The sequence below is a fragment of the Cupriavidus sp. FW305-F7 genome (genome assembly GCF_058782875.1).
This window is the reverse complement of the sequence record NZ_JBYSYC010000014.1, coordinates 1-22,510: the sequence shown is the minus strand read 5'-3', so window position 1 is coordinate 22,510 and position 22,510 is coordinate 1. Positions and strand designations below refer to the sequence as shown.

The window sequence follows — 22,510 nt, the reverse complement described above, 5'->3', positions numbered from 1 at the left end:
ATCCGTGAGAATCAACAGGTATGATGGCTAATCGGCCACGTAGCCAGGGATAACCAACGGGGATCGCCCGAAAGTGCGCCATCCGGCCATGGCAGGCGCCGATTTTACAAGAAACCGCGCGGGGCGCGAGTCAACCGGCCGAACGTGGTCCCGCGAATTGCCTGCAAGCGGCCTGCAAGCGCCCCACGGGGCACCAACGCGTTCCGTCCGCGCAACAACGTGCCGCCACCTCAGCCGTTTGGCTTGCGCCGCGGCTCAGCGTTCCCCAGCCTTGACCATCATGCCCGCCGCCAGCCGCCTCTTGCCAGCCCGGATCCCCAGCTTCCTGCCAGCGCCGGGAGGCCAGCCATGAGCGACGCCTCGGCCGTGCTGACCGGCCAGCTGCGCCCGGTCGAACATTGCAGCCACTGCGGCGCGGGCTTTGTCTGCGGCTACGTGGCGGGGCTGCCCGAGTGCTGGTGCGCCAGCCAGCCGCTGCTGCCGGCGCGGCGCATCGTGCCGGGCCAGCACTGCCTGTGTCCGGCCTGCCTGGCGGAGCGCCGGCAAGCCGCTCAGGAGCCCGCTCAGGAACCCGATTCCGCCGCCGGCTGAGACGCCGGCCCGGATGCCGTCGCGCTGCCCCACTGCATCACCAGCATTCCCGCAACGATCAGCGCCGCACCCGCCAGCCGCGCCGGCGTCAGCGCGCGCACCGCAAAGCCGGCCAGCCCGAACTGGTCCACCAGCAGCGCGGCCAGCACCTGGCCCGCCACCACCGCGGCGATAAAGCCGGCGGCGCCCAGCCTGGGCGCCATCATCAGCGCGGCCGAGATATAGAACACCCCCAGCACCCCGCCGATCCAGAGCCAGCCCGGCCCGCGCGCCAGTGCCGACGGCGCCGGCAGCGGCACGCGCATCAGCCACAGCACGGGCAGCAGCGCCGCCAGACTGACCAGCAGCGACACCAGCGTGGCCGACAGCGGATGCCCGAGCGTGCGCCCGAGGGTGGCATTGGCGCCTGCCTGGAAAGGGATCGCCGCGCCGGCCAGCACGGCCGTACCAAGCGGCAGCCAGAGTGAAACCGGGAGGGAAAACGGCAACTGGGTGCCTGACATGACGCGCTCCATAGGGCAAGATGCGATGCCGGCAGTTTGAAATATCGCAATGCGAATTTCCAATTCTGCTTTCGTACGTTTAATATTCGCCGAATGAATAGCCTACGCGGAATCGACCTCAACCTGCTGGTGGTGCTCGAAGCACTGCTGGCCGAGCGCCATATCTCCCGCGCCGCGCTGCGGCTGCACCTGAGCCAGCCGGCGGTCAGCCACGCGCTCGGGCGGCTGCGGCAGCTGCTCGACGATCCCATCCTGGTGCGCGGCAAGGGCGGCCTGGTGCTGAGCGCGCGCGCCCATGAGCTGTCCGGCCCGCTGGCCGAGGCGCTGGCGCAGGTGCGCATCCTGCTGGGGCCCAGCGGCTTCCAGCCGGCTACCGCGCGGCGCAGCTTCCGGCTGGCCATGTCCGACTACGGCGCGCTGGTGGTGCTGCCGCGGCTGCTGCGCGCGGTGCGCAAGGCCGCGCCCAATATCGACCTGGTGGTGTCGCAAGCCAGCCGCGAAGGCATGACCGCCCAGGTGGCCGATGGCGAAATCGACATGGCCCTGGGCGTGTTCACCCACCAGCCGGAAGGCGTGAAATCCGCGGAGCTGTTCTGCGAGAGCTATGCCTGCGCGGTGGATGCCGCCACCGTGCGCGATACTGGCCGGCTCGACCAGGTGGCCTACCTGGCGCGCTCGCACGTGCTGGTGGCCACGCACAGCGAACGCATGGACGCGATCGACACCGCGGTGGCCAAGCTGGGGGGACGGCGCAAGATCGCCTGCGTGGTGCCGCACTGGAGCGTGGCGCCGGCGCTGATCGCCGGGACCAACCTGGTGCTGACCACGGCGCGGCGCAGCCTGGCCGCGCTGGAGGAAGACCCGCGCTACGCCGTGTTCGCGCCGCCGTTTGCGCTGGACGACTTCACCTTCAGCATGATCTGGCACGAGCGCACCGAAGCCGATCCCGCCCACACCTGGCTGCGCGAGCGCGTACTGGCCGCGGCGGCCAGTCAGGAATCGGAAGAGCCGATCAGCTTGCGCGGCTGACGGCGCACCCCCGGCTTGGCTGGCGCCGGGGGCTGGGCATCACGGCGCTGCGCGGGAACAGCAGGTGGCCTGGCGGGGCGCGTATCCCCACGAAAGACCAGCTTCTGCCGGGTGCCGTGCTGCTTGTTGGCCATGATGACTGGGTGGGTGGATGGACGAGGCCGGGCCCCGTCAGGCGCTCAGTGCTTGTGTTCGCCGTGGCCGCCGCTCGCGCCGGCGATAGCGGGCACCATGTCGCGCACTTCGGCCGTGACCTTCTGCTCGGTCACCTTGCCGCCCTGCTCGATCTTCAGCGTGATGGGCACGGTGTCACCCTTCTTCAGCTGCGACTTCAGGTCCATCAGCATCACATGGTAGCCGCCCGGCTTCAGCTCGACGTCCTTCATCTTGGGCAGGTCCAGCGACTTGACCTGGCGCATGCGCATCACGTTGCCTTCCATCTTCATTTCGTGCAGCTCGGCCGCGCCCACCGGCGACGATACGCCGACCAGCTTCGCGTCGTCGTGCGCGTGCAGCACCATGAAGGCGCCGGAGGCAGTCTGGGTCGGCACCGTGCCGCGCACCCAGGCGTTGCTGACATCGACCTGGGCCAGCGCGGCGCCGGACGCCAGCGCCGCTGCGAGGGCGACCGATGCGGCCAGCGTGGCCGAGCGGAATTTGGCTTGCATGAAAGGCTCTCCTGAAAGCAGACATTAGACCATGGCGATGCCCGCCCGTGCATGCCCCAGGCAACCCCGCCATGCGACGCACAGCCGGCTAGTCTGGCAGCCCGCCCGGCGCGGCGCCAATGCGGCAAGGTGTCGCACGCACCGGTGCCCCGCGGCCGCATTGATACACTCGCGCCATGACCACCGCCGCAGCCGTGACCCGCTTGCCCGACCTCCCCTTCCTGTCGCCACTGCCGGCGGGCACCTCCGCCCGCCATGGCCAGGTGACGCTGCGCCGGCTGTTCTGGCTGCGCTGGGCACTGCTAGCGGGACAGGCGCTGACCGTGCTGAGCTGCGAGCCCATCGCCGGCATCCGCCTGCCCTACGGGCCGCTGCTGGTGGTGTTCGGCCTGCAGGCGCTGTTCAACCTGCTGACCGGCCTGCGCCTGCGCCAGCACACGCGGCGCAACAGCGCCCCCGGCGAGGCCGAGCTGATGGGCCAGCTGCTGGTGGACCTGACCGCGCTGTCGGCCATCCTGTTCTACACCGGCGGCGCGACCAACCCCTTTGTCTCGTTCTACCTGCCGGGGCTGGCCATTGCCGCCGCCATCCTGCCGTGGCGCCAGGTGATCGCGCTGGCGCTGTACGCGCTCGCCTGCTACACGCTGCTGCTGTTCGAATATGTGCCGCTGGACCTGCACAACCCGGACAACGCGGTGAACTACCACCTGGCCGGCATGTGGCTGAACTTCGTCGCCAGCGCGGTGATGATCGCGCTGTTCGTGGCGCGCCTGTCCGGCGTGCTGCGCCAGCGTGAGGCGCAGCTGAACCTGGCGCGCGAGCAGCTGCTACGCGAGGCGCGCGTGGAAGACCTGAACGGCCAGGCCGCCGCGGTCGCGCATGAGATCGGCACGCCGCTGGCCACGCTGGCGGTCATCGCCGGCGAGCTGCGTGCCGATGCCTCCGACGCGGGCCGCGGCACCTCCGCAATCAACGGTTACCTGCCCGACCTGCAGACCATGGAACAGCAGCTGGCGCTGTGCCGCACAACGCTCGCGCGCCTGCGCGAAGACCCGGCCACGCTCGCGCCGCAGCGAATCGACGGCTGGCTGCCGGCCTTTGCCGAGCGCTGGCAGCTGCGCCACCCCAACGCCAGCCTGCAGGCCAGTGCCACGCCGGGCGCCGGCGCGCAGGCGGTGGAAACCGCGCGCGTGGGCCAGATCCTGACCATCCTGCTGGACAACGCCGCGCGCAGCCAGCAAGCCGCGAGCCGCGGCCAGGAGCCGCTGCAGCTGCAGATCGCCATGGCGCCCGGCAATACCGCGCCGTGGCTGTCGTTCCGCATCGCCGACCACGGCGACGGCATTCCCGAGATGCTGCGCGGCCAACTGGGCGAAACCCCGGTGGCCAGCCAGCACGGCGGCCAGGGCATCGGCCTGTACCTGGCGCAAAGCGCCGCCCGGCAGATGGGCGGCGAACTGGCCTGGCACGACCGCGCCGGCGGCGGCACCGTTGCCGAGCTGCGCCTGCCCGCGCTGTCCACCCTTTCCGCATCCGCCGCCACCGCCGCCATGGCACCACGAATCCCATGACCGACACCCTCCCCCCGGTACCCGAAGCCATCGCACCGGCTGGCACGCCCTTCCTGGTCATCGACGACGACGAAGTCTTTGCCGGCACCCTGGCACGCGCGCTCACGCGACGCGGCTATGCCGTGCAGGTGGCGCACGACAGCCGTACCGCACTGGCGCTGGCATCACGCATCGAGTTTGCCTATGTGACGCTGGACCTGCACCTGGAGCCGCCGCCGGATGCCGGCAGCACCGTGCCCGCCGAATCGGGGCTGCAGCTGGTGTCGCCGCTGCGCCAGGCGTTGCCGGACGCACGCATCCTGATCCTGACCGGCTACGCCAGCATCGCCACCGCGGTGGCGGCGGTCAAGCAAGGCGCGGACGAATACCTGGCCAAGCCGGCCAATGTCGATTCGATCCTGACCGCGCTGATGGCGGGCGTGTCCGAAGACGCGGCGCAGGCCGCGCTGGAAGAACCGGTGCCGCTGTCGGTGGCGCGGCTGGAATGGGAGCATATCCAGCGCGTGCTGGCCGAGCATGACGGCAATATCTCCGCCACGGCACGGGCGCTGAACATGCACCGGCGCACCTTGCAGCGCAAGCTGGGCAAGCGGCCGGTGTCGCGGTAATTGTTACGGCAACAAGCGAAAAGGCCGCGCCTTGCGCGGCCTTTCACATGCCCGATGGCAAGCGCCATCCGGGTTACAGGCGCAGCTGGACATAGTCCCAGTCCAGGCCCTCGGCACGGTCCTGTGGCGTGCTGCCTTGTGCGATGCGCATGGCATCGCCGGCATGGCGGTCCGCCAGCGTGAACAGCGCGCCCGAGTCCAGCGCCAGCGTCGCCGCCGCGGCAGCGGCCGCACCGACCGTGCCCGATTGCGCCGCTTCGGCAGCCGGAATGGCCGGACGCACACACAGGAACGCGGTCGCCGCGGCCAGCGCGGCCAGCAGGCCACCCGTGGTGAGCACAACTCGGCGGGTCTTGTAGTTGACCATCTGATTTCTCCTGCCAGTGAGTTGATGGGGATGCGGTGGCTCCCGCACCGGTCAATCGACCGTCAAGGTGCGCAAGGGTCGCATCGGCCGGCAGGGGTGCGCCAGCGGGCTTACCAATGCTTACGATGGTTACCGGGGTGTGGCAGGTGGAAACGCCTGGACATGAAATACGTCCCGTGCGGGTGACGGGCAGGTGAGGCCTTCGCGCATGGTGGTTTTTGGCTTGGTGTCATTACGGTCGGGTGTCTCGCTTGGCACCAAGCCAAAAATCACGAGCCCCGAATACCCACAAAAAAAGGCGCACCATGGTGCGCCCTGCATCGTGTCCCAGCCGCCGGCTTTACAACACGTAACGCGACAGATCCTCGTTGCCAGCCAGATCCCCAAGCCGCTCATCCACATACGCCGCATCGATCGTCACAGTCTCGCCCGACGACCTGGTGGCGTGGAAAGACAGGTCCTCCAGCAGCCGCTCCATCACCGTGTACAGGCGCCGCGCGCCGATGTTCTCGACCTTCTCGTTGACCGAGAAGGCGATCTCGGCCAGCCGGCGGATGCCGTCCGGCGCGAACACCAGGCTGACCACTTCGGTGCTCAGCAGCGCCTGGTACTGCTTGGTCAGGCTGGCATCGGTCTGCGTCAGGATGGCCTCGAAGTCCTGCACGGACAGAGAATCCAGCTCGACCCGGATCGGGAAGCGGCCCTGCAGCTCGGGAATCAGGTCGCTCGGCTTGGACAGGTGGAATGCACCCGAGGCAATGAACAGGATGTGGTCCGTCTTGATCATGCCGTACTTGGTGCTCACCGTAGTGCCCTCGACCAGCGGCAGCAGGTCGCGCTGCACGCCCTGGCGCGACACCTCGCCGCCGCCGATCTCGCTGCGGCTGGCGATCTTGTCGATCTCGTCCAGGAACACGATGCCGTTCTGCTCGACATTGGCGATGGCCTTGTGCTTGAGCTCCTCGTCATTGACCAGCTTGGCGGCCTCTTCGTCGATCAGCAGCTTGAAAGCCTCCTTGACCTTCATCTTGCGGCGCGTCTTCTTGCCCTGGCCCAGCCCGGCAAACATGGTGCGGATCTGCTCGGTCATGTCTTCCATGCCCGGCGGGCCCATGATGTCCATGCTCGGCATGCCGGCGGAGAGTTCCAGCTCGATTTCCTTGTCGTCGAGCGAGCCTTCGCGCAGCTTCTTGCGGAACACCTGGCGCGTGTTGGAGTCCTTCTCCTCCGGCTGTGAGAAGCCGATATCGCGCGCCGGCGGCAGCAGTACGTCGAGCAGGCGGTCCTCGGCCGCGTCCTCGGCCTTGGTGCGCACCTTCTTCATCTCGGACTCGCGCGTCTGCTTGATCGCCATCTCGGCCAGGTCGCGCACGATGGTGTCGACATCGCGGCCGACGTAGCCCACCTCGGTGAACTTGGTGGCCTCGATCTTGATGAAGGGCGCGTCGGCCAGCTTGGCCAGGCGGCGCGCGATCTCGGTCTTGCCGACGCCGGTCGGGCCGATCATCAGGATGTTCTTGGGCGTGATTTCCTGGCGCAGGGGCTCGGCCACCTGCTGGCGGCGCCAGCGGTTGCGCAGCGCCACCGCCACGGCCTTCTTGGCCTTGTTCTGGCCGATGATGTGCTTGTCGAGTTCGGAAACGATTTCCGACGGGGTCATGGTGTGCGACATGGTATCCGTTCAGTGGGGGCGCGCCGGCCTGCGCGGTGGCCGGCCTGCGCTTATTCCAGCGTCTCGATGACGAAGTTGGTGTTGGTGTAGATGCAGAGCTCGCCGGCAATGGTCAGCGCTTTCTCGACCACGTCCTTGGGCGCCATTTCGGTGTTCTCGACCAGCGCCTTGGCGGCCGACTGCGCATACGCGCCACCCGAGCCGATCGCGGCGATGCCGCCCTCGGGGTCGAGCACGTCGCCGTTGCCGGTAATGACCAGCGTGGTGTCGCGGTCGGCGGTGATCAGCATGGCTTCCAGCCGGCGCAGGGCGCGGTCCGAACGCCAGTCCTTGGCCAGGTCGACCGCGGCGCGGGTCAGGTTGCCCTGGTACTTTTCCAGCTTGGCCTCGAAGCGGTCCAGCAGCGAGAAGGCGTCGGCGGTGCTGCCGGCAAACCCGACCAGGACCTTGCCGTTGTAGATGCGGCGCACCTTGCGCGCGGTGCCCTTCATCACGATATTGCCGAGCGTGACCTGACCATCTCCGCCAAGTGCGACCTGATTGCCGCGGCGGACGCTGACGATGGTAGTGCCGTGATACTGTTCCATGGTGGCTTCCGTGAATATGTCAGGACCGTAGTTGGCGACGCCCCTGGCCGGTTTCAAGGCCTGTCGCGTGCTCTGGGAAGCGCCGCCCGGTCTGACCCAATATAGGATGCCTGCTGGCAGGCTGCCGGAGGTCCCGCCAGAAAACAAAAAGGGCCATGCGGTGCCGCATGGCCCTTGTCCGGCGACGCGCGGGCCAGGGCCCGCGCGCCTTATGCATCACGCCACCTGATCAGTCGGCATATACGCCGGCCTTCTTGATCACCGGCGTCCACTTGTTGATTTCGGCGGTCAGGTAATTGCGCAGCGAATCCGGCGTGGCGCGCTGCGCCGGCACCGCTTCGGCACCCAGCTCGGCCATCTTGGCGCGGAAGGCCGGGTCGGCCACGGACTTCTGCAGCGCCGCCGACAGCTTGTCGATCACCGGCTTGGGCGTGCCCTTGGGCGCGTACATCGCGTGCCAGACCTTCACTTCCACGCCCGGCATGCCCTGCTCGGCCGCGGTCGGGACATCCTTGAACGCTTCCACGCGGCGTGCCTGCATGGCCGCGTACGGCTTGACCGAGTGGGCCTTGAGATGGCCGGCAAGATTGGTGGTCTGGTCGCACAGCAGGTTGACCTGGCCGCCCAGGATATCGGTCAGTGCCGGCGCAGCGCCCTTGTACGGCACGGTGGTCAGCTCGGTCTGGATCGCGCTCTGGAACAGCAGGCCGCACAGGTGTGAGGCCGAGCCGATGCCGGCATTGGCCAGCGACAGCTTGCCGGCGTTGGCCTTGATGTACGGCAGCAGGTCCTTGAAGGTGTTCGGCGGCAGCGACTTGTTGCCGACCAGGATCATCGGCACGTCGGCGATTTCGCCGATCATCTCGAAGTCCTTGAGCGGATCAAAGCCCAGGTTGCGGTACAGCGCCGGGGCCGTGGCCATGCCGATATGGTGGATCAGCACGGTGTGGCCGTCGTTCTTGGCCTGGGCGACCTTCTTGGCGCCGATGGTGCCGCCGGCGCCGCCCAGGTTCTCGATCACGATGGTCGAGCCCAGGTGCTTGGACATGATCGCGGTCAGTTCACGCGAGACCTTGTCGGTCGGGCCGCCCGCGGAGAACGGCACCACGGCCGAAATCGGCTTGCCGCCCGGGAATTCCTGCGCATACGCGCCCGCCGCCACACCCATCGCGCTGACTGCCAGCGCACCCGCGACCATCTTTACCACTCGTTTCATGCTTTCTTCTCCTGGTTCCCTTTAATACCCGTCTTGCAATGCGTTGCCGCCGGCCCGGCCCCTGCTCTTGTGGGGGGCGCATCTGGCGCGGTTTCTGTGACCGCGCCCTTGGACCATGCCGGCTGGCTCCGCTGCCCTGCCGTAAACGGCAAGGGCGGGCCTTGATGTTAGCAACACCAGACAATACGCAGGTATAGGGGCTAACCCGCCTGCAATCAGCCGCATATGGCGGAAAACGAGGAAGATATGGGAGAGATCGGCTACAAAGGCGTGCGTTTGTGATACTCGGTGCGGCCTAACGGAAGAAACCGAGCATTTCCTCAAGCAGCGGCTCGGCGGCCTCTTCCGGGATGTAGTGCCCGCACGGCAGCGCCTGGCCGCTAATGTCGGTGGCCACCTCCTGCCACAGCGCCAGCGGCTCGAAGCAGCGCGCCACCACGCCGTGCTCGCCCCACAGCACGCGCAGCGGCAGCGCCAGTCGGCGCCCGGCCTCGCGGTCGGCGCGGTCGTGCTCCAGGTCGATGGTGGCGGCGGCGCGGTAGTCCTCGCACATGGCATGCACGCGCGCCGGGTCGCGCATCGCCGCGGTGTAGGCCGCCATGGCGTCGGGGGCGAAGGGCGTCAGGCCCGCGTGGCGCAGGCCCATCAGCTTCTCGATGTAGAAATCGGGCTCGGCGTTGATCAGCGTCTCGGGGAACGGCGCCGGCTGGATCAGGAAGAACCAGTGCCAGTAGGCGGCGGCAAAGGCCATGCTGGTGCGCTCGTACATCGCCAGCGTGGGCGCGATGTCCAGCAGCATGGCGCGGCTGACCGCCTCCGGATGGTCCATGCACAGCCGGTGCGCGACGCGGGCACCGCGGTCGTGGCCGCACAGCGCAAAGTGCTCGAAGCCAAATGCCGCCATCAGCGAGACCTGGTCCTGCGCCATGGTGCGCTTGCTGTAGTGCTCGTGGCCGGCATTGCCGGGCGGGGCCGAACTGCTGCCGTAGCCGCGCAGGTCGGTGGCGATCACCGTGAAGTGATCGGCCAGCGCCGGCGCCACCCGGTGCCAGATCAGGTGGCTCTGCGGGTGCCCGTGCAACAGCAGCAGCGGCGGCCCCGAACCGCCGCGCACGCCGGCGATCTCGACCTCCCCGACACGCTGCCGGAAAGTTTCGAAGTTCGGGAACAGCAGCGCGCTGGCGTCATTCAGCATGGGTCGTCTCCGCTCTGGGGCTTATAGGTCGTCCTGTGCCGATCATAGGCGCAAACCGCCCCATCGGCGTGGCTGCGCCGGCTTCGCCATTCGGCCTGCTGACGCAACTGAATTGCATCAACCGGGGGCCTATGGTTAAATCTGCCCATGACCCGTCCCAGTCCGGACCGGCCGGCCGCTGTGCCGGAACCGGCGATCCCCACCCCTGCGTCCCTGGAAGCCGCCCACGAGCGCCTGCGCCAGCTGGGCGCGCGCGTGACCCAGCCGCGGCTGTGCATCCTGGCCTGCCTGATCGGCAGCGATGAGGCGCTGACGCACCAGGCCGTGATCGACCGCCTGCCCGAACCGGGCGAGACCATCGACCGCGTCACCGTCTACCGCGTGCTGGACTGGCTGGTGGAACAGGGCGTGGCGCAGAAGCGTGCCGGCAACGACCGGGTGTTCCGCTTCAGCCTGGTCGAGCACGAGGCCGCGCGCGCGCAGGAGCACCGCCAGCACAGCCATTTCCACTGCACCCGCTGCGACCGCACCTTCTGCCTGGACGATGCCAGCGCACCGGTGCAGCCGGCCGCGCCGCGCGTGCCCAGCGGCTTTGCCATCGAACATGTCGAACTGACCGTGAACGGCGTCTGCGCCGAGTGCGGCAAGCGTGCGCCCGCCTCGCCCGGCGGCGCTTCGCACTGAACGGCAATCTCTCATACCCGGAGAACAACAATGTCCAAACTGACCCCGGTCACGATCCTGACCGGCTTTCTCGGCAGCGGCAAGACCACCCTGCTCAAGCGCATCCTGAACGAGCAGCACGGCATGAAGATTGCCGTCATCGAGAACGAGTTCGGCGAAGAGAACATCGACAACGAGATCCTGGTGCAGGACGGCCGCGAGCAGATCGTGCAGATGAGCAACGGCTGCATCTGCTGCACCATCCGCGGCGACCTGGTGCAGGCGCTGTCGACGCTGCTGACGCGCCGCGACGCCGGCGAGATCGGCTTCGACCGCGTGGTGATCGAGACCACCGGCGTGGCCAACCCGGGCCCGGTGGCGCAGACCTTCTTCATGGACGAGGAAATTGCCTCGCGCTACCTGCTCGACGCGGTGATCACGCTGGTCGACGCCAAGCACGCCCACCTGCAGCTGGACAAGCAGGAAGAGGCGCAGCGCCAGGTTGGCTTTGCCGACGCCATCTTCATCACCAAGTCCGACCTGGTGACCGAAGCCGACGTGGCCGAGCTGCGCCACCGCCTGCTGCACATGAACCCGCGCGCGCCGATCCGCCTGGTCAACTTCGGCGAGGCGCCGATCGACACCATCTTCGACCTGCGCGGCTTCAACCTGAACGCCAAGCTGGAGATCGACCCGGAATTCCTGCGCGCCGACGACCATGACCACGATCATGACCATGAGCACGGCGAGCATTGCGGCGACGACTGCGGCCATGATCACGGGCACGACCATGCGCACGGCCATGGCCACGCGCACGACCACCATCACCACCACCACCATACCGACCGCATTGCGTCGTTCGTCTTCCGCAGCGACAAGCCGTTCCACTACGGCAAGCTGGAGGAATTCCTGTCCGGCATCCTGGCCGTGTACGGGGAAAAACTGCTGCGCTACAAGGGCGTACTATATATGGACGGTGTGGACCGCAAAGTGGTGTTCCAGGGGGTCCACCAGCTGATGGGCAGCGACATCGGCGCCAAGTGGGAGGAAGAGACCCCGGGCACGCGCATGGTGTTCATCGGCGTGGACCTGCCCCGCGACGCCATCCTCAAGGGCCTGGAGAACTGCCTGGCCTGAGTGCACCAGTCGCCCCATCGGCGACGCCCCCTCCGGACACCACTGCGCGGCCGCCCCCCGTTCGGGGTACCGGGGAAATACCGAAGCGCCAGCCGGTTTTCCCGGTATCTCGGAGAAATTTGTTCAAGTACAATAGGCCGGATTTGATACCGGTGGCGCACCTTTTTCCCGCTGCCGGCATTTGGTCCATCGGATCTGGTGGACTTGCAGGGCGGCGGTTGTCGTCAGCATGAGGCAGGCCGCCGGCAGGTGCGGTCGCAGTGCTTCGTGCGGAGACCGCCTTTTTTCCGCCTGGGGTGCCCCGACGCGCGCCGTCACTGACTGACGCGAGAGAGAGGTGTCCCCATGACAGCCGCAACGAAGACGAAAGAAAGCCGCAGCAAGACAGGTAGTGCGGCGGCAGAGACGCTCAAGGCGCAGCCTGTGAAGGCCGCGCCCGCTCCCCGCGGCAGTACGGCGAACGCCGAAGCGGGCGCAACGAAGGGAGGCCCGCGAAGCAGCAAGACTGCAGCCAGCCAGAGTGAAACAGCCGTGGCGCGCAAGCGCGCGGACAGCGCACCCGAGCGGACCCAGACGCCGCCGGCCGCATCAACAAGAGAATCAGCAGCAACCATGAGCAGCAACAAACTTCTGACTGAAGCTGAAATCCTGAAGATGAGCGACAAGGATTACATGAACGAAGCGCAGCTCGCCTTCTTCAAGCACCGTCTTGAGCAGCTGCGCGACGAAATCCTGAAGAACGCTGACCAGACCACGGAACACCTGCGCGAAACGGTCATCGTGCCGGATCCGGCCGACCGTGCCACCATCGAGGAAGAGCATGCGCTGGAACTGCGCACGCGCGACCGCGAGCGCAAGCTGCTGAAGAAGGTGGAGCAGTCGCTGCAGCGCATCGAGTCCGGCGACTACGGCTGGTGCGAGGAAACCGGCGAGCCGATCGGCGTGCCGCGCCTCCTGGCCCGTCCCACGGCCACGCTGTCGCTCGAAGCGCAGCAACGCCGCGAACTGCGCCAGAAGCTGTTCGGCGACTGAAGCGCCGCGCACCGGCACGGCCGGTGCGGCAGGCGTAACGTGACGGCCCGGTTACCCGGGCCGTTTGCTTTGGCGGGGCCGCGTCTGCCTTGTCGTGCCGTCGCCACGGCCTACCATTGAGCATCGTCCGGCTGTTGCCGCCCCGGCCTTTCTGGTAAATTCGCAACCTTGTTGCAACAACGCAGCCAGCATCTGGGCTGCGTAGCCCGTCGTCACTTCCACCACTCCTGCCATGGCTGATCGCCTGCCCGTCACCGTGCTGTCCGGCTTCCCCGGCGCCGGCAAGACCACGCTGCTGAACCACCTGCTCGCGCACAGCGCGGGCCGGCGCATGGCCGTGCTGGTCTGCGGGCCGCAGGACGGGCAGGCGCTGGCGCCGCTGCCGCCCGGCTGCGAGGCCGCGGTGCTGCCCGCGGGCGACGCCCTGCTCGGCGAAGTCGCCCGGCTTGCCGCCGAGGGCCGCTTTGACGCACTGCTGATGGAAGCCGACGGCCTGGACGAGCCGCTCGCGATTGCCGAAGGCTTCCTGTTCGAGGCCGAGCATGGCGCCGGGCCCGACGCGGCGGTGCAACCCGACACGCTGGTGACGGTGATCGATGCCACCACCTTCCTGCGCGACCTCAACGAGGCCGAGTTCCTGGCCGACCGCGGGCTGGCGCAGGCCACGGACGATGACCGGACCGTGGCCGAAGTGCTGGTGGCGCAGGTCGAATGCTGCGACGTGATCGTGCTGAACAAGGCCGACCTCGCCAGCGCGGCTGAACTGGCGCGGCTGCACGCAGTGCTGCAGGCGCTGAACCCGCGTGCCGACATCGTCGAAGCCAGCTTCGGCAAGGTGCCGCCGGAGCGCGTGCAAGGCACCGGCCGCTTCGACTTTGAAGCCGCAGCGGACGCCCCGGGCTGGCTTGCCGCGCTGCGCGGCGAGGCGCCGGCTGCCAACGCCAGCGGCGTCTCCACGCTGGTCTACCGCCGCCGCCGCCCGTTCCACCCGCAACGCTTCGCTGACCTGATCCATACCGAATGGCTGCGCGAGCACGGCAGCGTGCTGCGCTCCAGGGGCCTGTTCTGGCTGGCCAGCCGCATGGATACCGCGGGCGACTGGAACCAGTCCGGCGGCGTCTGCCGCCATGGCGGCGCCGGCGCCTGGTGGGCCGCGCTGGATCCGGCCGAATGGCCGGCCGACAGCGCCGAACGCGCAGAAGTCGAAGCCGACATGCAGGTCGACGGTGCTCCGGCAGCCTTCGGCGACCGCCGCCAGGAACTGGTGCTGACCGGCCTGGACCTGGACCATGCGGCGCTGCAGGCCCGGCTCGACGCCTGCCTGCTGACCGATGCCGAGATGGCCGCGGGCGCACAAGCCTGGGCGGCCTACGAGGATCCGTTCCCCGGCTGGGTCGACGACTTCGACGACGACCACGAGCATGACCATGGCCACGACCATGGCGATAGCCATGGCAACGACTGCGGCTGCGGCGATCCCGACCACCACCACGGCAACCACGCCGGCCATCCGCATGCGCACTGACTGGTTCGCCCGCCTGCGCACGCACGGCCCGGGCCTCTGGTCCGCGCTGTGGCTGGCGCTATGCCTGCTGCTGGCGCAGTACGCCGGGCTGACCCACCGCATCGTGCACGGCGGGCTGCTCGCGCCGTCGGCCACCGTGACAACGGCCGACGCCGCCTCGGCCAACGACCCCGAGCCGCACCCGCTGGAGCAGAAATTCAGCGGCCACTCGTGCGTGCTGTTCGATGGCGCCACGGTTGCCGACACCCTGTGCGGCAAGCTGCCGCTGCCGCAGCTTGCCTTTGGCAAACCGGTCAAGCCGGCCAACCTGGCCTGGCGCTGGCCCGACCTGCCCGCCACCCACCCCTTCCAACCGCGCGCGCCGCCGGCGCCGGCCATCGCCCTCGCCTGATCCGGGACGCGGCCCTCGCCGCGCACCCGCCTGACCAATTCCGAGCTGAACGCCTGCCCATTGCGGCTGCGCGGCCACGCCCATCGCGGGTGGCCGGCGCCGTGCCGGGCAGTTGCCGTGCCAGCCGGGCCGATTGCCATTGCCTCACTCCGCGCGCCATGTCGAAGAATCGTTACACCGCACCAACCAGCGCACCGCGCCTGACCCCGCTGGCGGCCCTTGCCGCTTCCCTCACCGCCACCATGGCCACCGCTTTCGTCGCGCCCGCCGCGCTGGCACAGGCCGCCACGGCACCTGCCGCCGACAGCGCACCCGCCACAACCACTGCCACCGCGCCGGCCGGCGCCACGCTGCGCGAAGTCGTCGTCACCGCCAACCCGCTCGGCAGCGACCTCAATGACATGGTCGCGCCGGTATCGACGCTCGGCGGCGACGCCCTGGCCGTGCGCCAGGGCAGCACGCTGGGCGATACGCTCGACAAGCTGCCCGGGGTCTCGTCCAGCTACTTCGGCCCCAATGCCAGCCGGCCGGTGATCCGCGGCCTGGACGGCGACCGCATCAAGGTGCTGCAGAACGGCGGCACCACGGTCGACGCGTCTACGCTGTCCTACGACCACGCAGTGCCGGTGGACCCGCTCGTGGCCGAGCGCATCGAGGTCGTGCGCGGCCCGGCGGCGCTGATGTACGGCGGCAACGCCATCGGCGGCGTGGTCAACGTGATCGACAACCGGATTCCGAAGGAGCCGATCGAAGGCATCGGCGGCGCGGTCGATGCCAGCGCCACCGCGGGCGGCGACCAGGCGCGCAACGCCAGCGCGCTGATCGAGGCCGGCAACGGCAAGTTCGCCGTCCACGCCGACGCCTTCGCGCGCAAGACCAGCGACCTGCACATCCCCGGCTACGCCCGCAGCGACCGCCTGCGCACCACCGATCCGCTGCCCGCAGGCGAGACCGAAGCCTATGGCCGCCTGCCCAACACCAGCGCACAGCAGGAAGGCGGCGCGATGGGCGGCTCCTACACCTGGGCCGACGGCTTCGTCGGCGCCAACTACAGCGCCTACCGCAATGAGTACGGCACGCCCGCCGAGGACGACGTGCGGCTGAAGATGCGGCAGGACCGCTTTGCGCTCGAAGGCGAGGCGCGCAACCTGGCCGGCAACACCGCCGGCTGGCTCGAATCGGTCAAGGGCAAGTTCAGCTATACCGACTATGAGCACAAGGAAATCGAGGGCGGCGAGACCGGCACCATCTTCAAGAACCGGGGCTGGGATGCGCGCCTGGAGGCCAGGCACGCGAAGATCGGCAACATGACGGGCGTGATCGGCACGCAGTTCGGCCATACCGACTTCTCGGCGCTGGGCGAAGAGGCATTCGTGCCGAGCACCAATACGGATAACGCGGCGCTGTTCGTGTTCGAGGAACTGCCGCTGACCGCTTCCGGCGACCTCAAGCTGAACCTGGGCGGGCGCCTGGACCACAGCAGCATCAAGGCCAGCGCCAACGGCAACGACCGCTTTACCGATGCCAACCGCAGCTTCAACGCCACCAGCGCCTCGGCCGGGCTGCTCTACAAGGTCAACCCGCTGTGGTCGCTGACCAGCAACCTGTCGTACACCGAGCGCGCGCCGACCTTCTACGAGCTGTATGCCAACGGCCCCCACGTGGCCACCGGCGCCTGGGAGCTGGGCGACCCCAATGCCAACAAGGAACGGGCCACGTCGATCGACCTGGGCGTGCGCTTCAAGTCCGGGGCGCACAGCGCCGGCGTGTCAGGCTACTACAGCCGCTTTGCCAACTACCTGGCGCTGAACGCCACCGGCCGCACGCGTGACGAGGCGGGCGACGTGATCGCCGCCGGCAGCCCGGGTGCGCTGCCGGAGTTCCAGTACCTGGGTGTGCCGGCCACACTGTACGGCTTCGAGGCCGAAGGCAAGACGCGGCTGCTGCAGAAGATGCTGACCACCAGCGACACGCTGGACTTCGAGGCGCGCGCCGACTATGTGCGCGGCGAGAACCGCGATACCGGCGAACCGCTGCCGCGCCTGGCACCGCTGCGCCTGGGTGGCGCGCTGGTGTATGGCGCGGGCCCGTGGGGCGCGCGCGTGGATGTGACCTACGCCGCAAAGCAGACCCGCGTGCCAACCAACGACACGCCGACCGATGCCTATACGCTGCTGAGCCTGGCGCTGACCTATAAGTTCAAGGTGTCGGGCACGCAGACGCTGGTGTACCTGCGCGGCGACAACCTGACCAACCAGGATGCGCGCAACTCGGCGTCGATCCTGCGTGATATCGCGCCGCTGGCCGGGCGCAGTGTCAAGGTGGGGTTCAGGACGTCGTTCTGAGGACGCGGGCAGGCGTGGTGAATCAATCCCAGTTCACCACCCACTCCCCCTCCACCGCCAGCGCCTTCACCCCCGCCAGCGCGCGCACCGTCTGCGCGCAGATCTCGGCTATCGCCAGCCCCGGCATGAAGCGCTGGCGGATGCGCACCATCAGCGGCGCGGCTTCCATCCATGCCACCAGCGCGTCCTGGGTCATGCGCTGCTGCTCCAGCAGCTTGAACTTCACCAGCACCTTGACCGCATGGCTGGCATTGCGCGCCGGATCGGCGCCCAGGTAGGCCAGGCGCCCCTGGGCGCGTTCGACCGCCGCCGCCACATCGGTGAACATCCGGCCATGGCCCGGGATCACCAGCCGCGCGTCGAGCTGGGCGATGCGTTCCAGCACCGCCGCCTGCTCGGCAAAGCCGCTCTCGCCATCCAGCTCGGGGAAGATCACGCCGAAGCCGTTCTCCCACAGCGCATCGCCGGAAACCAGGATGCGCTCGGCCGGCGCGAACAGCATCACCGCGTGCGGGTCATGGCCGGGGGCGGCCACGACTTGCCAGTCGATGCCGCCCAGGCGCAACCTGTCGCCGTCGCTCAGCACGCTGTCGAAGGTGAAGCGGTCGCACTGCTGGCCGGTGGCGTTGTAGCTGAGCGCTTCCGTATCCCACGCGGCAACGGCTGCGGCCTCGGCCGCGGGGATCGCGGTGCGCGGCTGCCAGCGCGCCTGCAGCGCGGCATTGCCGCCGCAGTGGTCGGAGTGGAGATGGGTATTGATCACGCGTGCAAGCCGCCGGCCCTGCAAGGCAGCCGCCACCAGCGCCACCGTCTGCGGCGCGTGGGTGACGTAGCCGGTATCGACCAGCACCGTATCGTCGCCCTCCACGAACAGGATATTGTTGGCCGACAGCCAGCCGCGCTCGAACACGCGCATGGTGGCCGGCAACTGCGGGACCGGGCTTTCGTTCAAGGGGATGTCTCCTCGCCTGCCAGCCATGCGGCGCGCTGCGGCAGCTGCGCCCAGATGCGGCGCTTGTCTTCGTCGCCGGCGGACGACCAGCCGGCAATCTCTTCGATGGTGCGCAGGCAGCCCTCGCAGTAGCCGCTGGCAGGGTCCATGCGGCAGACGTTGCGGCATGGCGATGGCACCGGCGAGGCTTGCCGCGCGGCGTCGGCCTGCGCGGCCAGTTCCGCGGCCAGCAAGGCAGGCGTGATGGGTGTGGGGGGCGTAGAGGCCATGGCGTTGCGCTCGCTCGGCACTCAGCCCGCCGCGCGCGCGGCCTTGGCCGCCACTTTCTCGTTGAAGCGGCCGGCGTCGATCAGGTGGCGCTCATGCACGCCCTCGGAGATCTTGTCCTCGCCGTCCCAGGCGCTCAGCTGGAAGCGCAGGCGGCGCCCGTCCACCGCCACCAGTTCGCCCTTGACCGTCACCGTCATGCCCGGCGGCGTCGGCGCCAGGTGCGAGAAGCTGACCAGCGTGCCGAGCGACTGCTCGCGCGGCCAGTCCAGGTGCTCGCGCAGCATCTGCAGGCAGGCACATTCCATGATGCCGACCATATAGCCGGTGGCCAGCACGTCGGGCATCTCGGGGCAGCCCGGGATATCGTCGTACAGGCGCGGCACGGTGGCCTTGGGCGGCACCGTGTATTGCCAGCTGAAGGTCAGGCCGGGGCGCAGGTCGGGACTCATGCCACCGAGCCTGCCGCGACGTCGGCCACTTCAGCGCCCGTCATCTGCTGCAACTGCTGCGGCGTCAGGTTGAAGACCGCATGGGGATGCCCCGCCGCGGCCCACAAGCTGTCGTAGCGGAACAGGTCCTGGTCCAGCAGCATCACCGGCGCCACCGCATGGCCGATCGGGCAGACGCCGCCGATGGCATAGCCGGTCTTCTCGCGCACGAAGCGCGCGTCGGCCTTTCCGAGCGCGCCCACGCGCGCGGCCACCTTGGCCTCGTCGACGCGGTTGCTGCCGCTGGCGATCACCAGCACCGGCGCATCGTCGGCCACGCGCCGGAAGATGATGGACTTGGCGATCTCCGCCACGCTGCAGCCCAGGCCCGCCGCGGCCTCGGCCGAGGTCTTGCCGGTGGCCGGCAGCATCACTACGGGCCGGTCATGGCCAAGCCCGGCCAGCAGGTCCGCGACGCGCTGCGCGGACTCGGGCAGCGCTTCGTCATTCACCGTCATGCGTTCTTCTCCTTGTTCTGTCGCCCGCGCCTGATCCGCACTTACGCGCAGGCGGGCGCAGCATCGCTGGCGGCGGCCCACCTGGTCAGCAAGGCACGGCCCACGCGCGAGCTGTTGGCGCGGCCGATTGCCTGCGAGATATAGTCGCCGGTGCGCACCACCGCTTCCAGGTCGATGCCGGTGTGGATGCCCATGCCGTGCAGCATGTACAGCACGTCCTCGGTCGCCACGTTGCCGGTCGCGCCCTTGGCGTACGGGCAGCCGCCCAGCCCCGCCACCGACGCATGGAAGATCGAGATGCCCACTTCCAGGCTGGCCAGGATATTGGACAGCGCCTGCCCGTAGGTATCGTGGAAGTGGCCCGACAGGCGGTCCAGCGCAAACTCCGCGGCCGCGGCGCGCATCACCTCCTGCACGCGCACGGGGGTGCCCACGCCGATGGTGTCGGCGATATCGATCTCGTCGCAGCCCAGCTCGCGCATGCGCCGCACCACGTCGACCACCGCGTGCACCGGCACCTCGCCCTGGTACGGGCAGCCCAGCGCGCACGAGATGCTGCCGCGCAGGCGCACGCCCTTCTCCTTCGCTGCGGCGGCCACCGGCGCAAAGCGCGCGATCGACTCGGCAATCGAGCAATTGATGTTCTTCTGCGAGAACGCCTCGCTGGCGGCGCCGAAGATCACCACCTCGTCGGCACCGGCCTCGATCGCGCCTTCAAACCCCTTCATATTCGGCGTCAGCGCCGAATACAGCGTGCCGGGCCGGCGCTGGATGCGCGCCATCACGTCGGCACCGTCGGCCATCTGCGGCACCCACTTGGGCGACACGAACGACGCCGCCTCGATATTGACGAAGCCGGCATCGGTCAGCTGGTTGATCAGCGCGACCTTGACCTCGGTCGGCACCATCGCCTTCTCGTTCTGCAGGCCGTCGCGCGGGCCGACTTCAACGATCTTCACGTAGTTCGGCATGGTCATGGCTGTCTCCTGTCTCTAGTTCGTCTTGGTCGGGGCGCTCAGTAGCCCCGCTGCACGTCGACCACGCCCGCGATCGGCTGGCCCGCGCGCAGCGCGCGGATCTTGCCGGCGATCTGCGCGATGCTGTCCTCGCGCAGCGTGAGCGCAGAGATATGCGGCGTGAGGGTGATGCGCGGCTCCTGCCAGAACGGGTGTTCCGCCGGCAACGGCTCGGTGCGGAACACGTCGAGCGTGGCACCGGCAACCTGCCCCGACTGCACCGCGGCAAGCAGGTCTTCCTCGGCCAGGTGCTGCCCGCGCGCGACGTTGATCACATATGCGCCCTGCGCCAGGCGCGCGAACAGCCCGGCGTTGAGGATGTTCTCGGTCTGGGGCGTCAGCGGCAGCACATTGACCAGCACGCGCAGGCCATCGAGGAACGGCGCCTGCCCGGCATCGCCATAGAAGCCGCTCACGCCTTCGATGGCGCGCGCGGTGCGGCTCCAGCCACGCACCGGGAAGCCGAAGCCCGCCAGCGTGCGCGCGATATGCGTGCCGAGCGTGCCCACCCCCATCACGCCGATGGTGAAATCCTCGCGGCGATGCGGCTTCAGGAACTTCCAGTTGCCGGCGCGCTGCTGAGCCTCGTAGGCGTCCATCTTGCGGAAATAGCGCAGCACCGCGTGGGTGACGTACTCGGCCATCTGCGCGGCCATGCCGGCATCGTCGAGCCGAACGATCGGCACGCCGGCGGGCAAGGCGTCAGGGGCTTCATCGCGCAGGCGCAGGATGCCGTCGACGCCGGCGCCCAGGTTGAACACCGCCTTCAGGTCGGTACGGCCACGCAGCATCTCCACCGGCGGGCGCCAGACCACGGCGTAGTCGGCCGGTTCGCCACGGCTGTCCTCCCACGTCACACATTGCGCTTCGGGCAGTGCCTCGGCGAAGCCTGCGATCCAGGGGTCGTAGCGGCCGTCGGGGACGTACAACTGCAACTTCATTTTGTCTCCAGGGGATTCTGGTGGGGGTAAAGGCGTATTTTGGCAGAGGAACCCGGCGTGGGGTTGGTTGGGGCAACGGTGACCGCGCCCCTGCCACCCCTAGCGCGCATCAAGTCCCCGACTTCCCCTCGAACGCCAGAAGCTGCGCCCCCTCCACAACCTGCTCCCCCACCCCGTAAAGCACCTCACTCACCACCCCATCCACCGGTGCGCTGATGGTGTGCTCCATCTTCATGGCCTCCATCACCAGCAACGGCGTGCCGCGCGTGACGGTGCTGCCAGCCTCGACCATCACGGCAATGACCTTCCCGGGCATCGGCGCAGTGAGCTTGCCGCCCTCGCTTTCGGTCTCGCCGGCATGGGCCAGCGGATCGAGCCAGGCCAGGCTCACATGCCGCCCGGCATAGAAGACGTGGAAGGTCTCGCCATCGGCATGCACCTGCCCGTGCGCGCGCCGGGTGCCGAGGTTGATGCGGATATCGTCGGCCTGGCAAGTGCAGGCAAAGGGCGCCGCCTGGTCCGCATAGATCAGCGTGCTGCCGCGCTCATTGGTGCTCAGCGTCACCTCCAGCACCTGCTCGCCATAGCCGAAGCGCAGCGCGCGCGACACGCCGCCGTTCAGCCGCCACGTGCCGCCATGGGTCCACGGCGAATGCTGGTCGGCGGCGTCGATGCGGCGCTCGCGGGCCTCGCGGTCGAACAGCGCCGCCACCGCCAGCGCGATGACTTCCAGGCCGACCGGCGCCGGCGGCGGGAACAACACCTTCTCGTTGCGCTCGATCAGGCCGGTGTCGAGATCGGCGGTGCGGAACGCCTGGGACGACACCAGCCGCTGCAGGAAAGCCACGTTGGTCGACAGCCCAACCACGTGGTAGGCCGCCAGCGCCTGGCGCATGCGCGCCAGCGCCTCGTCGCGGTCCTTGCCCCAGACGATCAGCTTGGCGATCATCGGGTCGTAGAACGGGCTGATGGTGTCGCCTTCGCGCACGCCGGCATCGATGCGGATACCCGCCGGGCCGTGTGCATCCTCTCCGCGCATGAACTGCACCGCCGGCGGCGTGCGCAGGAAACGCAGCGTGCCGGTGGACGGCAGGAACTGCTTGTCGGGATTTTCCGCGTAGATACGCGCTTCCAGCGCATGGCCGTCGATACGCAGCTGGTCCTGCGTGAGCGGCAGCGCCTCACCGGCGGCGACGCGCAGCTGCCACTCGACCAGGTCCTGCCCGGTGATCATTTCGGTGACGGGGTGCTCCACCTGCAGGCGCGTGTTCATCTCCATGAAGTA

General features: G+C 68.6%; 24 protein-coding genes. 10 read left to right on the top strand and 14 right to left on the bottom strand.

Annotated features, from left to right (window positions below):
• The first annotated feature begins 348 nt into the window (after positions 1-348).
• Positions 349-591 carry a cysteine-rich CWC family protein gene (locus AC3WL8_RS15035; RefSeq protein WP_153954908.1) on the top strand — a complete coding sequence of 81 codons (243 nt, stop codon included), beginning with the start codon at positions 349-351 and terminating at the stop codon, positions 589-591.
• Here the strand turns inward: AC3WL8_RS15035 and AC3WL8_RS15030 are convergent.
• Complete coding sequence (locus AC3WL8_RS15030; RefSeq protein ID WP_153954907.1) at positions 564-1,094, bottom strand: DMT family transporter; 531 nt, start codon at positions 1,092-1,094, stop codon at positions 564-566. The genes AC3WL8_RS15035 and AC3WL8_RS15030 overlap by 28 nt on opposite strands.
• A 93-nt stretch (positions 1,095-1,187) precedes the next feature.
• Between AC3WL8_RS15030 and AC3WL8_RS15025 the strand changes: the two genes are divergently transcribed.
• Positions 1,188-2,123 carry a LysR family transcriptional regulator gene (locus AC3WL8_RS15025; protein ID WP_013955288.1) on the top strand — a complete coding sequence of 312 codons (936 nt, stop codon included), beginning with the start codon at positions 1,188-1,190 and terminating at the stop codon, positions 2,121-2,123.
• Between the two features lie 179 nt (positions 2,124-2,302).
• Here AC3WL8_RS15025 and AC3WL8_RS15020 read toward each other — a convergent pair whose 3' ends face one another.
• Positions 2,303-2,791, bottom strand: coding sequence for a copper chaperone PCu(A)C (locus AC3WL8_RS15020; protein ID WP_013955287.1), 489 nt, complete (start codon positions 2,789-2,791; stop codon positions 2,303-2,305).
• 176 nt (positions 2,792-2,967) lie between these two features.
• Here AC3WL8_RS15020 and AC3WL8_RS15015 point away from each other — a divergent pair, with 176 nt between their 5' ends.
• On the top strand, positions 2,968-4,362 hold the full coding sequence (locus AC3WL8_RS15015; protein ID WP_153954905.1) for an ATP-binding protein: 1,395 nt from the start codon (positions 2,968-2,970) through the stop codon (positions 4,360-4,362).
• The gene (locus tag AC3WL8_RS15010) at positions 4,359-4,970 is read left to right on the top strand and encodes a response regulator transcription factor (RefSeq protein ID WP_013955285.1); all 612 of its coding nucleotides are present in this window, start codon (positions 4,359-4,361) and stop codon (positions 4,968-4,970) included. The genes AC3WL8_RS15015 and AC3WL8_RS15010 overlap by 4 nt, the downstream gene beginning before the upstream one ends.
• Before the next feature lie 73 nt (positions 4,971-5,043).
• On the opposite strand, the gene AC3WL8_RS15005 is transcribed toward AC3WL8_RS15010, so the two are convergent.
• From AC3WL8_RS15005 to AC3WL8_RS14985, 5 genes are all read right to left on the bottom strand, one after another.
• Positions 5,044-5,337: a hypothetical protein gene (locus AC3WL8_RS15005; RefSeq protein ID WP_013955284.1), complete on the bottom strand. Its 294-nt coding sequence runs from the start codon at positions 5,335-5,337 to the stop codon at positions 5,044-5,046.
• A gap of 340 nt (positions 5,338-5,677) precedes the next feature.
• Positions 5,678-7,009, bottom strand: a complete 1,332-nt coding sequence (gene hslU / locus AC3WL8_RS15000; RefSeq protein ID WP_211980555.1) for an ATP-dependent protease ATPase subunit HslU — start codon at positions 7,007-7,009, stop codon at positions 5,678-5,680.
• A 50-nt stretch (positions 7,010-7,059) separates the two neighbouring features.
• Positions 7,060-7,596 (bottom strand): ATP-dependent protease subunit HslV, encoded by a 537-nt coding sequence (gene hslV, locus AC3WL8_RS14995; RefSeq protein ID WP_010813287.1) that lies wholly within the window; start codon positions 7,594-7,596, stop codon positions 7,060-7,062.
• A gap of 229 nt (positions 7,597-7,825) precedes the next feature.
• Entirely contained in the window at positions 7,826-8,812 is a 987-nt protein-coding gene (locus tag AC3WL8_RS14990) for a tripartite tricarboxylate transporter substrate-binding protein (RefSeq protein ID WP_013955282.1), read from the bottom strand.
• Positions 8,813-9,107: 295 nt separating this feature from the next.
• The gene (locus AC3WL8_RS14985) at positions 9,108-10,007 is read right to left on the bottom strand and encodes an alpha/beta fold hydrolase (RefSeq protein WP_153954904.1); all 900 of its coding nucleotides are present in this window, start codon (positions 10,005-10,007) and stop codon (positions 9,108-9,110) included.
• Positions 10,008-10,154: 147 nt separating this feature from the next.
• Between AC3WL8_RS14985 and AC3WL8_RS14980 the strand changes: the two genes are divergently transcribed.
• The 6 genes from AC3WL8_RS14980 (at position 10,155) to AC3WL8_RS14955 (ending at position 17,100) form a co-directional block, all read left to right on the top strand.
• Positions 10,155-10,691: a Fur family transcriptional regulator gene (locus AC3WL8_RS14980; protein ID WP_013955280.1), complete on the top strand. Its 537-nt coding sequence runs from the start codon at positions 10,155-10,157 to the stop codon at positions 10,689-10,691.
• 30 nt (positions 10,692-10,721) lie between these two features.
• Entirely contained in the window at positions 10,722-11,807 is a 1,086-nt protein-coding gene (locus tag AC3WL8_RS14975) for a CobW family GTP-binding protein (RefSeq protein ID WP_013955279.1), read from the top strand.
• A 612-nt stretch (positions 11,808-12,419) separates the two neighbouring features.
• Entirely contained in the window at positions 12,420-12,839 is a 420-nt protein-coding gene (gene dksA, locus AC3WL8_RS14970; protein WP_010813282.1) for an RNA polymerase-binding protein DksA, read from the top strand.
• 232 nt (positions 12,840-13,071) lie between these two features.
• Complete coding sequence (locus AC3WL8_RS14965) at positions 13,072-14,364, top strand: GTP-binding protein (protein ID WP_211980554.1); 1,293 nt, start codon at positions 13,072-13,074, stop codon at positions 14,362-14,364.
• Positions 14,291-14,755 (top strand): hypothetical protein, encoded by a 465-nt coding sequence (locus tag AC3WL8_RS14960; RefSeq protein WP_371827384.1) that lies wholly within the window; start codon positions 14,291-14,293, stop codon positions 14,753-14,755. The genes AC3WL8_RS14965 and AC3WL8_RS14960 overlap by 74 nt, the downstream gene beginning before the upstream one ends.
• A 158-nt stretch (positions 14,756-14,913) precedes the next feature.
• On the top strand, positions 14,914-17,100 hold the full coding sequence (locus AC3WL8_RS14955; RefSeq protein WP_211980553.1) for a TonB-dependent receptor: 2,187 nt from the start codon (positions 14,914-14,916) through the stop codon (positions 17,098-17,100).
• Between the two features lie 22 nt (positions 17,101-17,122).
• Here the strand turns inward: AC3WL8_RS14955 and AC3WL8_RS14950 are convergent, their stop codons facing one another.
• The 7 genes from AC3WL8_RS14950 to AC3WL8_RS14920 form a co-directional block, all read right to left on the bottom strand.
• Positions 17,123-18,079 (bottom strand): MBL fold metallo-hydrolase, encoded by a 957-nt coding sequence (locus AC3WL8_RS14950; RefSeq protein ID WP_211980552.1) that lies wholly within the window; start codon positions 18,077-18,079, stop codon positions 17,123-17,125.
• Entirely contained in the window at positions 18,049-18,321 is a 273-nt protein-coding gene (locus tag AC3WL8_RS14945; RefSeq protein WP_085959674.1) for a DUF1289 domain-containing protein, read from the bottom strand. The genes AC3WL8_RS14950 and AC3WL8_RS14945 overlap by 31 nt, the downstream gene beginning before the upstream one ends.
• A 21-nt stretch (positions 18,322-18,342) precedes the next feature.
• Complete coding sequence (locus AC3WL8_RS14940) at positions 18,343-18,771, bottom strand: thioesterase family protein (RefSeq protein WP_010813276.1); 429 nt, start codon at positions 18,769-18,771, stop codon at positions 18,343-18,345.
• The gene (locus tag AC3WL8_RS14935) at positions 18,768-19,268 is read right to left on the bottom strand and encodes a YbaK/EbsC family protein (protein WP_035820492.1); all 501 of its coding nucleotides are present in this window, start codon (positions 19,266-19,268) and stop codon (positions 18,768-18,770) included. Before AC3WL8_RS14935 ends, AC3WL8_RS14940 begins: the two co-directional genes overlap by 4 nt.
• Positions 19,269-19,309: 41 nt before the next feature.
• Positions 19,310-20,245: a hydroxymethylglutaryl-CoA lyase gene (locus AC3WL8_RS14930; protein ID WP_153954899.1), complete on the bottom strand. Its 936-nt coding sequence runs from the start codon at positions 20,243-20,245 to the stop codon at positions 19,310-19,312.
• A gap of 38 nt (positions 20,246-20,283) precedes the next feature.
• Positions 20,284-21,225, bottom strand: coding sequence for a 2-hydroxyacid dehydrogenase (locus AC3WL8_RS14925; RefSeq protein WP_153954898.1), 942 nt, complete (start codon positions 21,223-21,225; stop codon positions 20,284-20,286).
• 109 nt (positions 21,226-21,334) lie between these two features.
• Positions 21,335-22,510: biotin/lipoyl-containing protein (locus AC3WL8_RS14920; protein ID WP_492378383.1), on the bottom strand; the 1,176-nt coding region annotated here is incomplete at its 5' end.

What these genes read in the sequence shown, in the direction of transcription:
- AC3WL8_RS15035 (WP_153954908.1), top strand. Translation starts at nt 349, where the DNA reads ATGAGCGACGCCTCGGCCGTGCTGACCGGCCAGCTGCGCCCGGTCGAA.
- AC3WL8_RS15030 (WP_153954907.1), bottom strand. Translation starts at nt 1,094, where the DNA reads ATGTCAGGCACCCAGTTGCCGTTTTCCCTCCCGGTTTCACTCTGGCTG.
- AC3WL8_RS15025 (WP_013955288.1), top strand. Translation starts at nt 1,188, where the DNA reads ATGAATAGCCTACGCGGAATCGACCTCAACCTGCTGGTGGTGCTCGAA.
- AC3WL8_RS15020 (WP_013955287.1), bottom strand. Translation starts at nt 2,791, where the DNA reads ATGCAAGCCAAATTCCGCTCGGCCACGCTGGCCGCATCGGTCGCCCTC.
- AC3WL8_RS15015 (WP_153954905.1), top strand. Translation starts at nt 2,968, where the DNA reads ATGACCACCGCCGCAGCCGTGACCCGCTTGCCCGACCTCCCCTTCCTG.
- AC3WL8_RS15010 (WP_013955285.1), top strand. Translation starts at nt 4,359, where the DNA reads ATGACCGACACCCTCCCCCCGGTACCCGAAGCCATCGCACCGGCTGGC.
- AC3WL8_RS15005 (WP_013955284.1), bottom strand. Translation starts at nt 5,337, where the DNA reads ATGGTCAACTACAAGACCCGCCGAGTTGTGCTCACCACGGGTGGCCTG.
- hslU (WP_211980555.1), bottom strand. Translation starts at nt 7,009, where the DNA reads ATGTCGCACACCATGACCCCGTCGGAAATCGTTTCCGAACTCGACAAG.
- hslV (WP_010813287.1), bottom strand. Translation starts at nt 7,596, where the DNA reads ATGGAACAGTATCACGGCACTACCATCGTCAGCGTCCGCCGCGGCAAT.
- AC3WL8_RS14990 (WP_013955282.1), bottom strand. Translation starts at nt 8,812, where the DNA reads ATGAAACGAGTGGTAAAGATGGTCGCGGGTGCGCTGGCAGTCAGCGCG.
- AC3WL8_RS14985 (WP_153954904.1), bottom strand. Translation starts at nt 10,007, where the DNA reads ATGCTGAATGACGCCAGCGCGCTGCTGTTCCCGAACTTCGAAACTTTC.
- AC3WL8_RS14980 (WP_013955280.1), top strand. Translation starts at nt 10,155, where the DNA reads ATGACCCGTCCCAGTCCGGACCGGCCGGCCGCTGTGCCGGAACCGGCG.
- AC3WL8_RS14975 (WP_013955279.1), top strand. Translation starts at nt 10,722, where the DNA reads ATGTCCAAACTGACCCCGGTCACGATCCTGACCGGCTTTCTCGGCAGC.
- dksA (WP_010813282.1), top strand. Translation starts at nt 12,420, where the DNA reads ATGAGCAGCAACAAACTTCTGACTGAAGCTGAAATCCTGAAGATGAGC.
- AC3WL8_RS14965 (WP_211980554.1), top strand. Translation starts at nt 13,072, where the DNA reads ATGGCTGATCGCCTGCCCGTCACCGTGCTGTCCGGCTTCCCCGGCGCC.
- AC3WL8_RS14960 (WP_371827384.1), top strand. Translation starts at nt 14,291, where the DNA reads ATGGCAACGACTGCGGCTGCGGCGATCCCGACCACCACCACGGCAACC.
- AC3WL8_RS14955 (WP_211980553.1), top strand. Translation starts at nt 14,914, where the DNA reads ATGTCGAAGAATCGTTACACCGCACCAACCAGCGCACCGCGCCTGACC.
- AC3WL8_RS14950 (WP_211980552.1), bottom strand. Translation starts at nt 18,079, where the DNA reads ATGGCTGGCAGGCGAGGAGACATCCCCTTGAACGAAAGCCCGGTCCCG.
- AC3WL8_RS14945 (WP_085959674.1), bottom strand. Translation starts at nt 18,321, where the DNA reads ATGGCCTCTACGCCCCCCACACCCATCACGCCTGCCTTGCTGGCCGCG.
- AC3WL8_RS14940 (WP_010813276.1), bottom strand. Translation starts at nt 18,771, where the DNA reads ATGAGTCCCGACCTGCGCCCCGGCCTGACCTTCAGCTGGCAATACACG.
- AC3WL8_RS14935 (WP_035820492.1), bottom strand. Translation starts at nt 19,268, where the DNA reads ATGACGGTGAATGACGAAGCGCTGCCCGAGTCCGCGCAGCGCGTCGCG.
- AC3WL8_RS14930 (WP_153954899.1), bottom strand. Translation starts at nt 20,245, where the DNA reads ATGACCATGCCGAACTACGTGAAGATCGTTGAAGTCGGCCCGCGCGAC.
- AC3WL8_RS14925 (WP_153954898.1), bottom strand. Translation starts at nt 21,225, where the DNA reads ATGAAGTTGCAGTTGTACGTCCCCGACGGCCGCTACGACCCCTGGATC.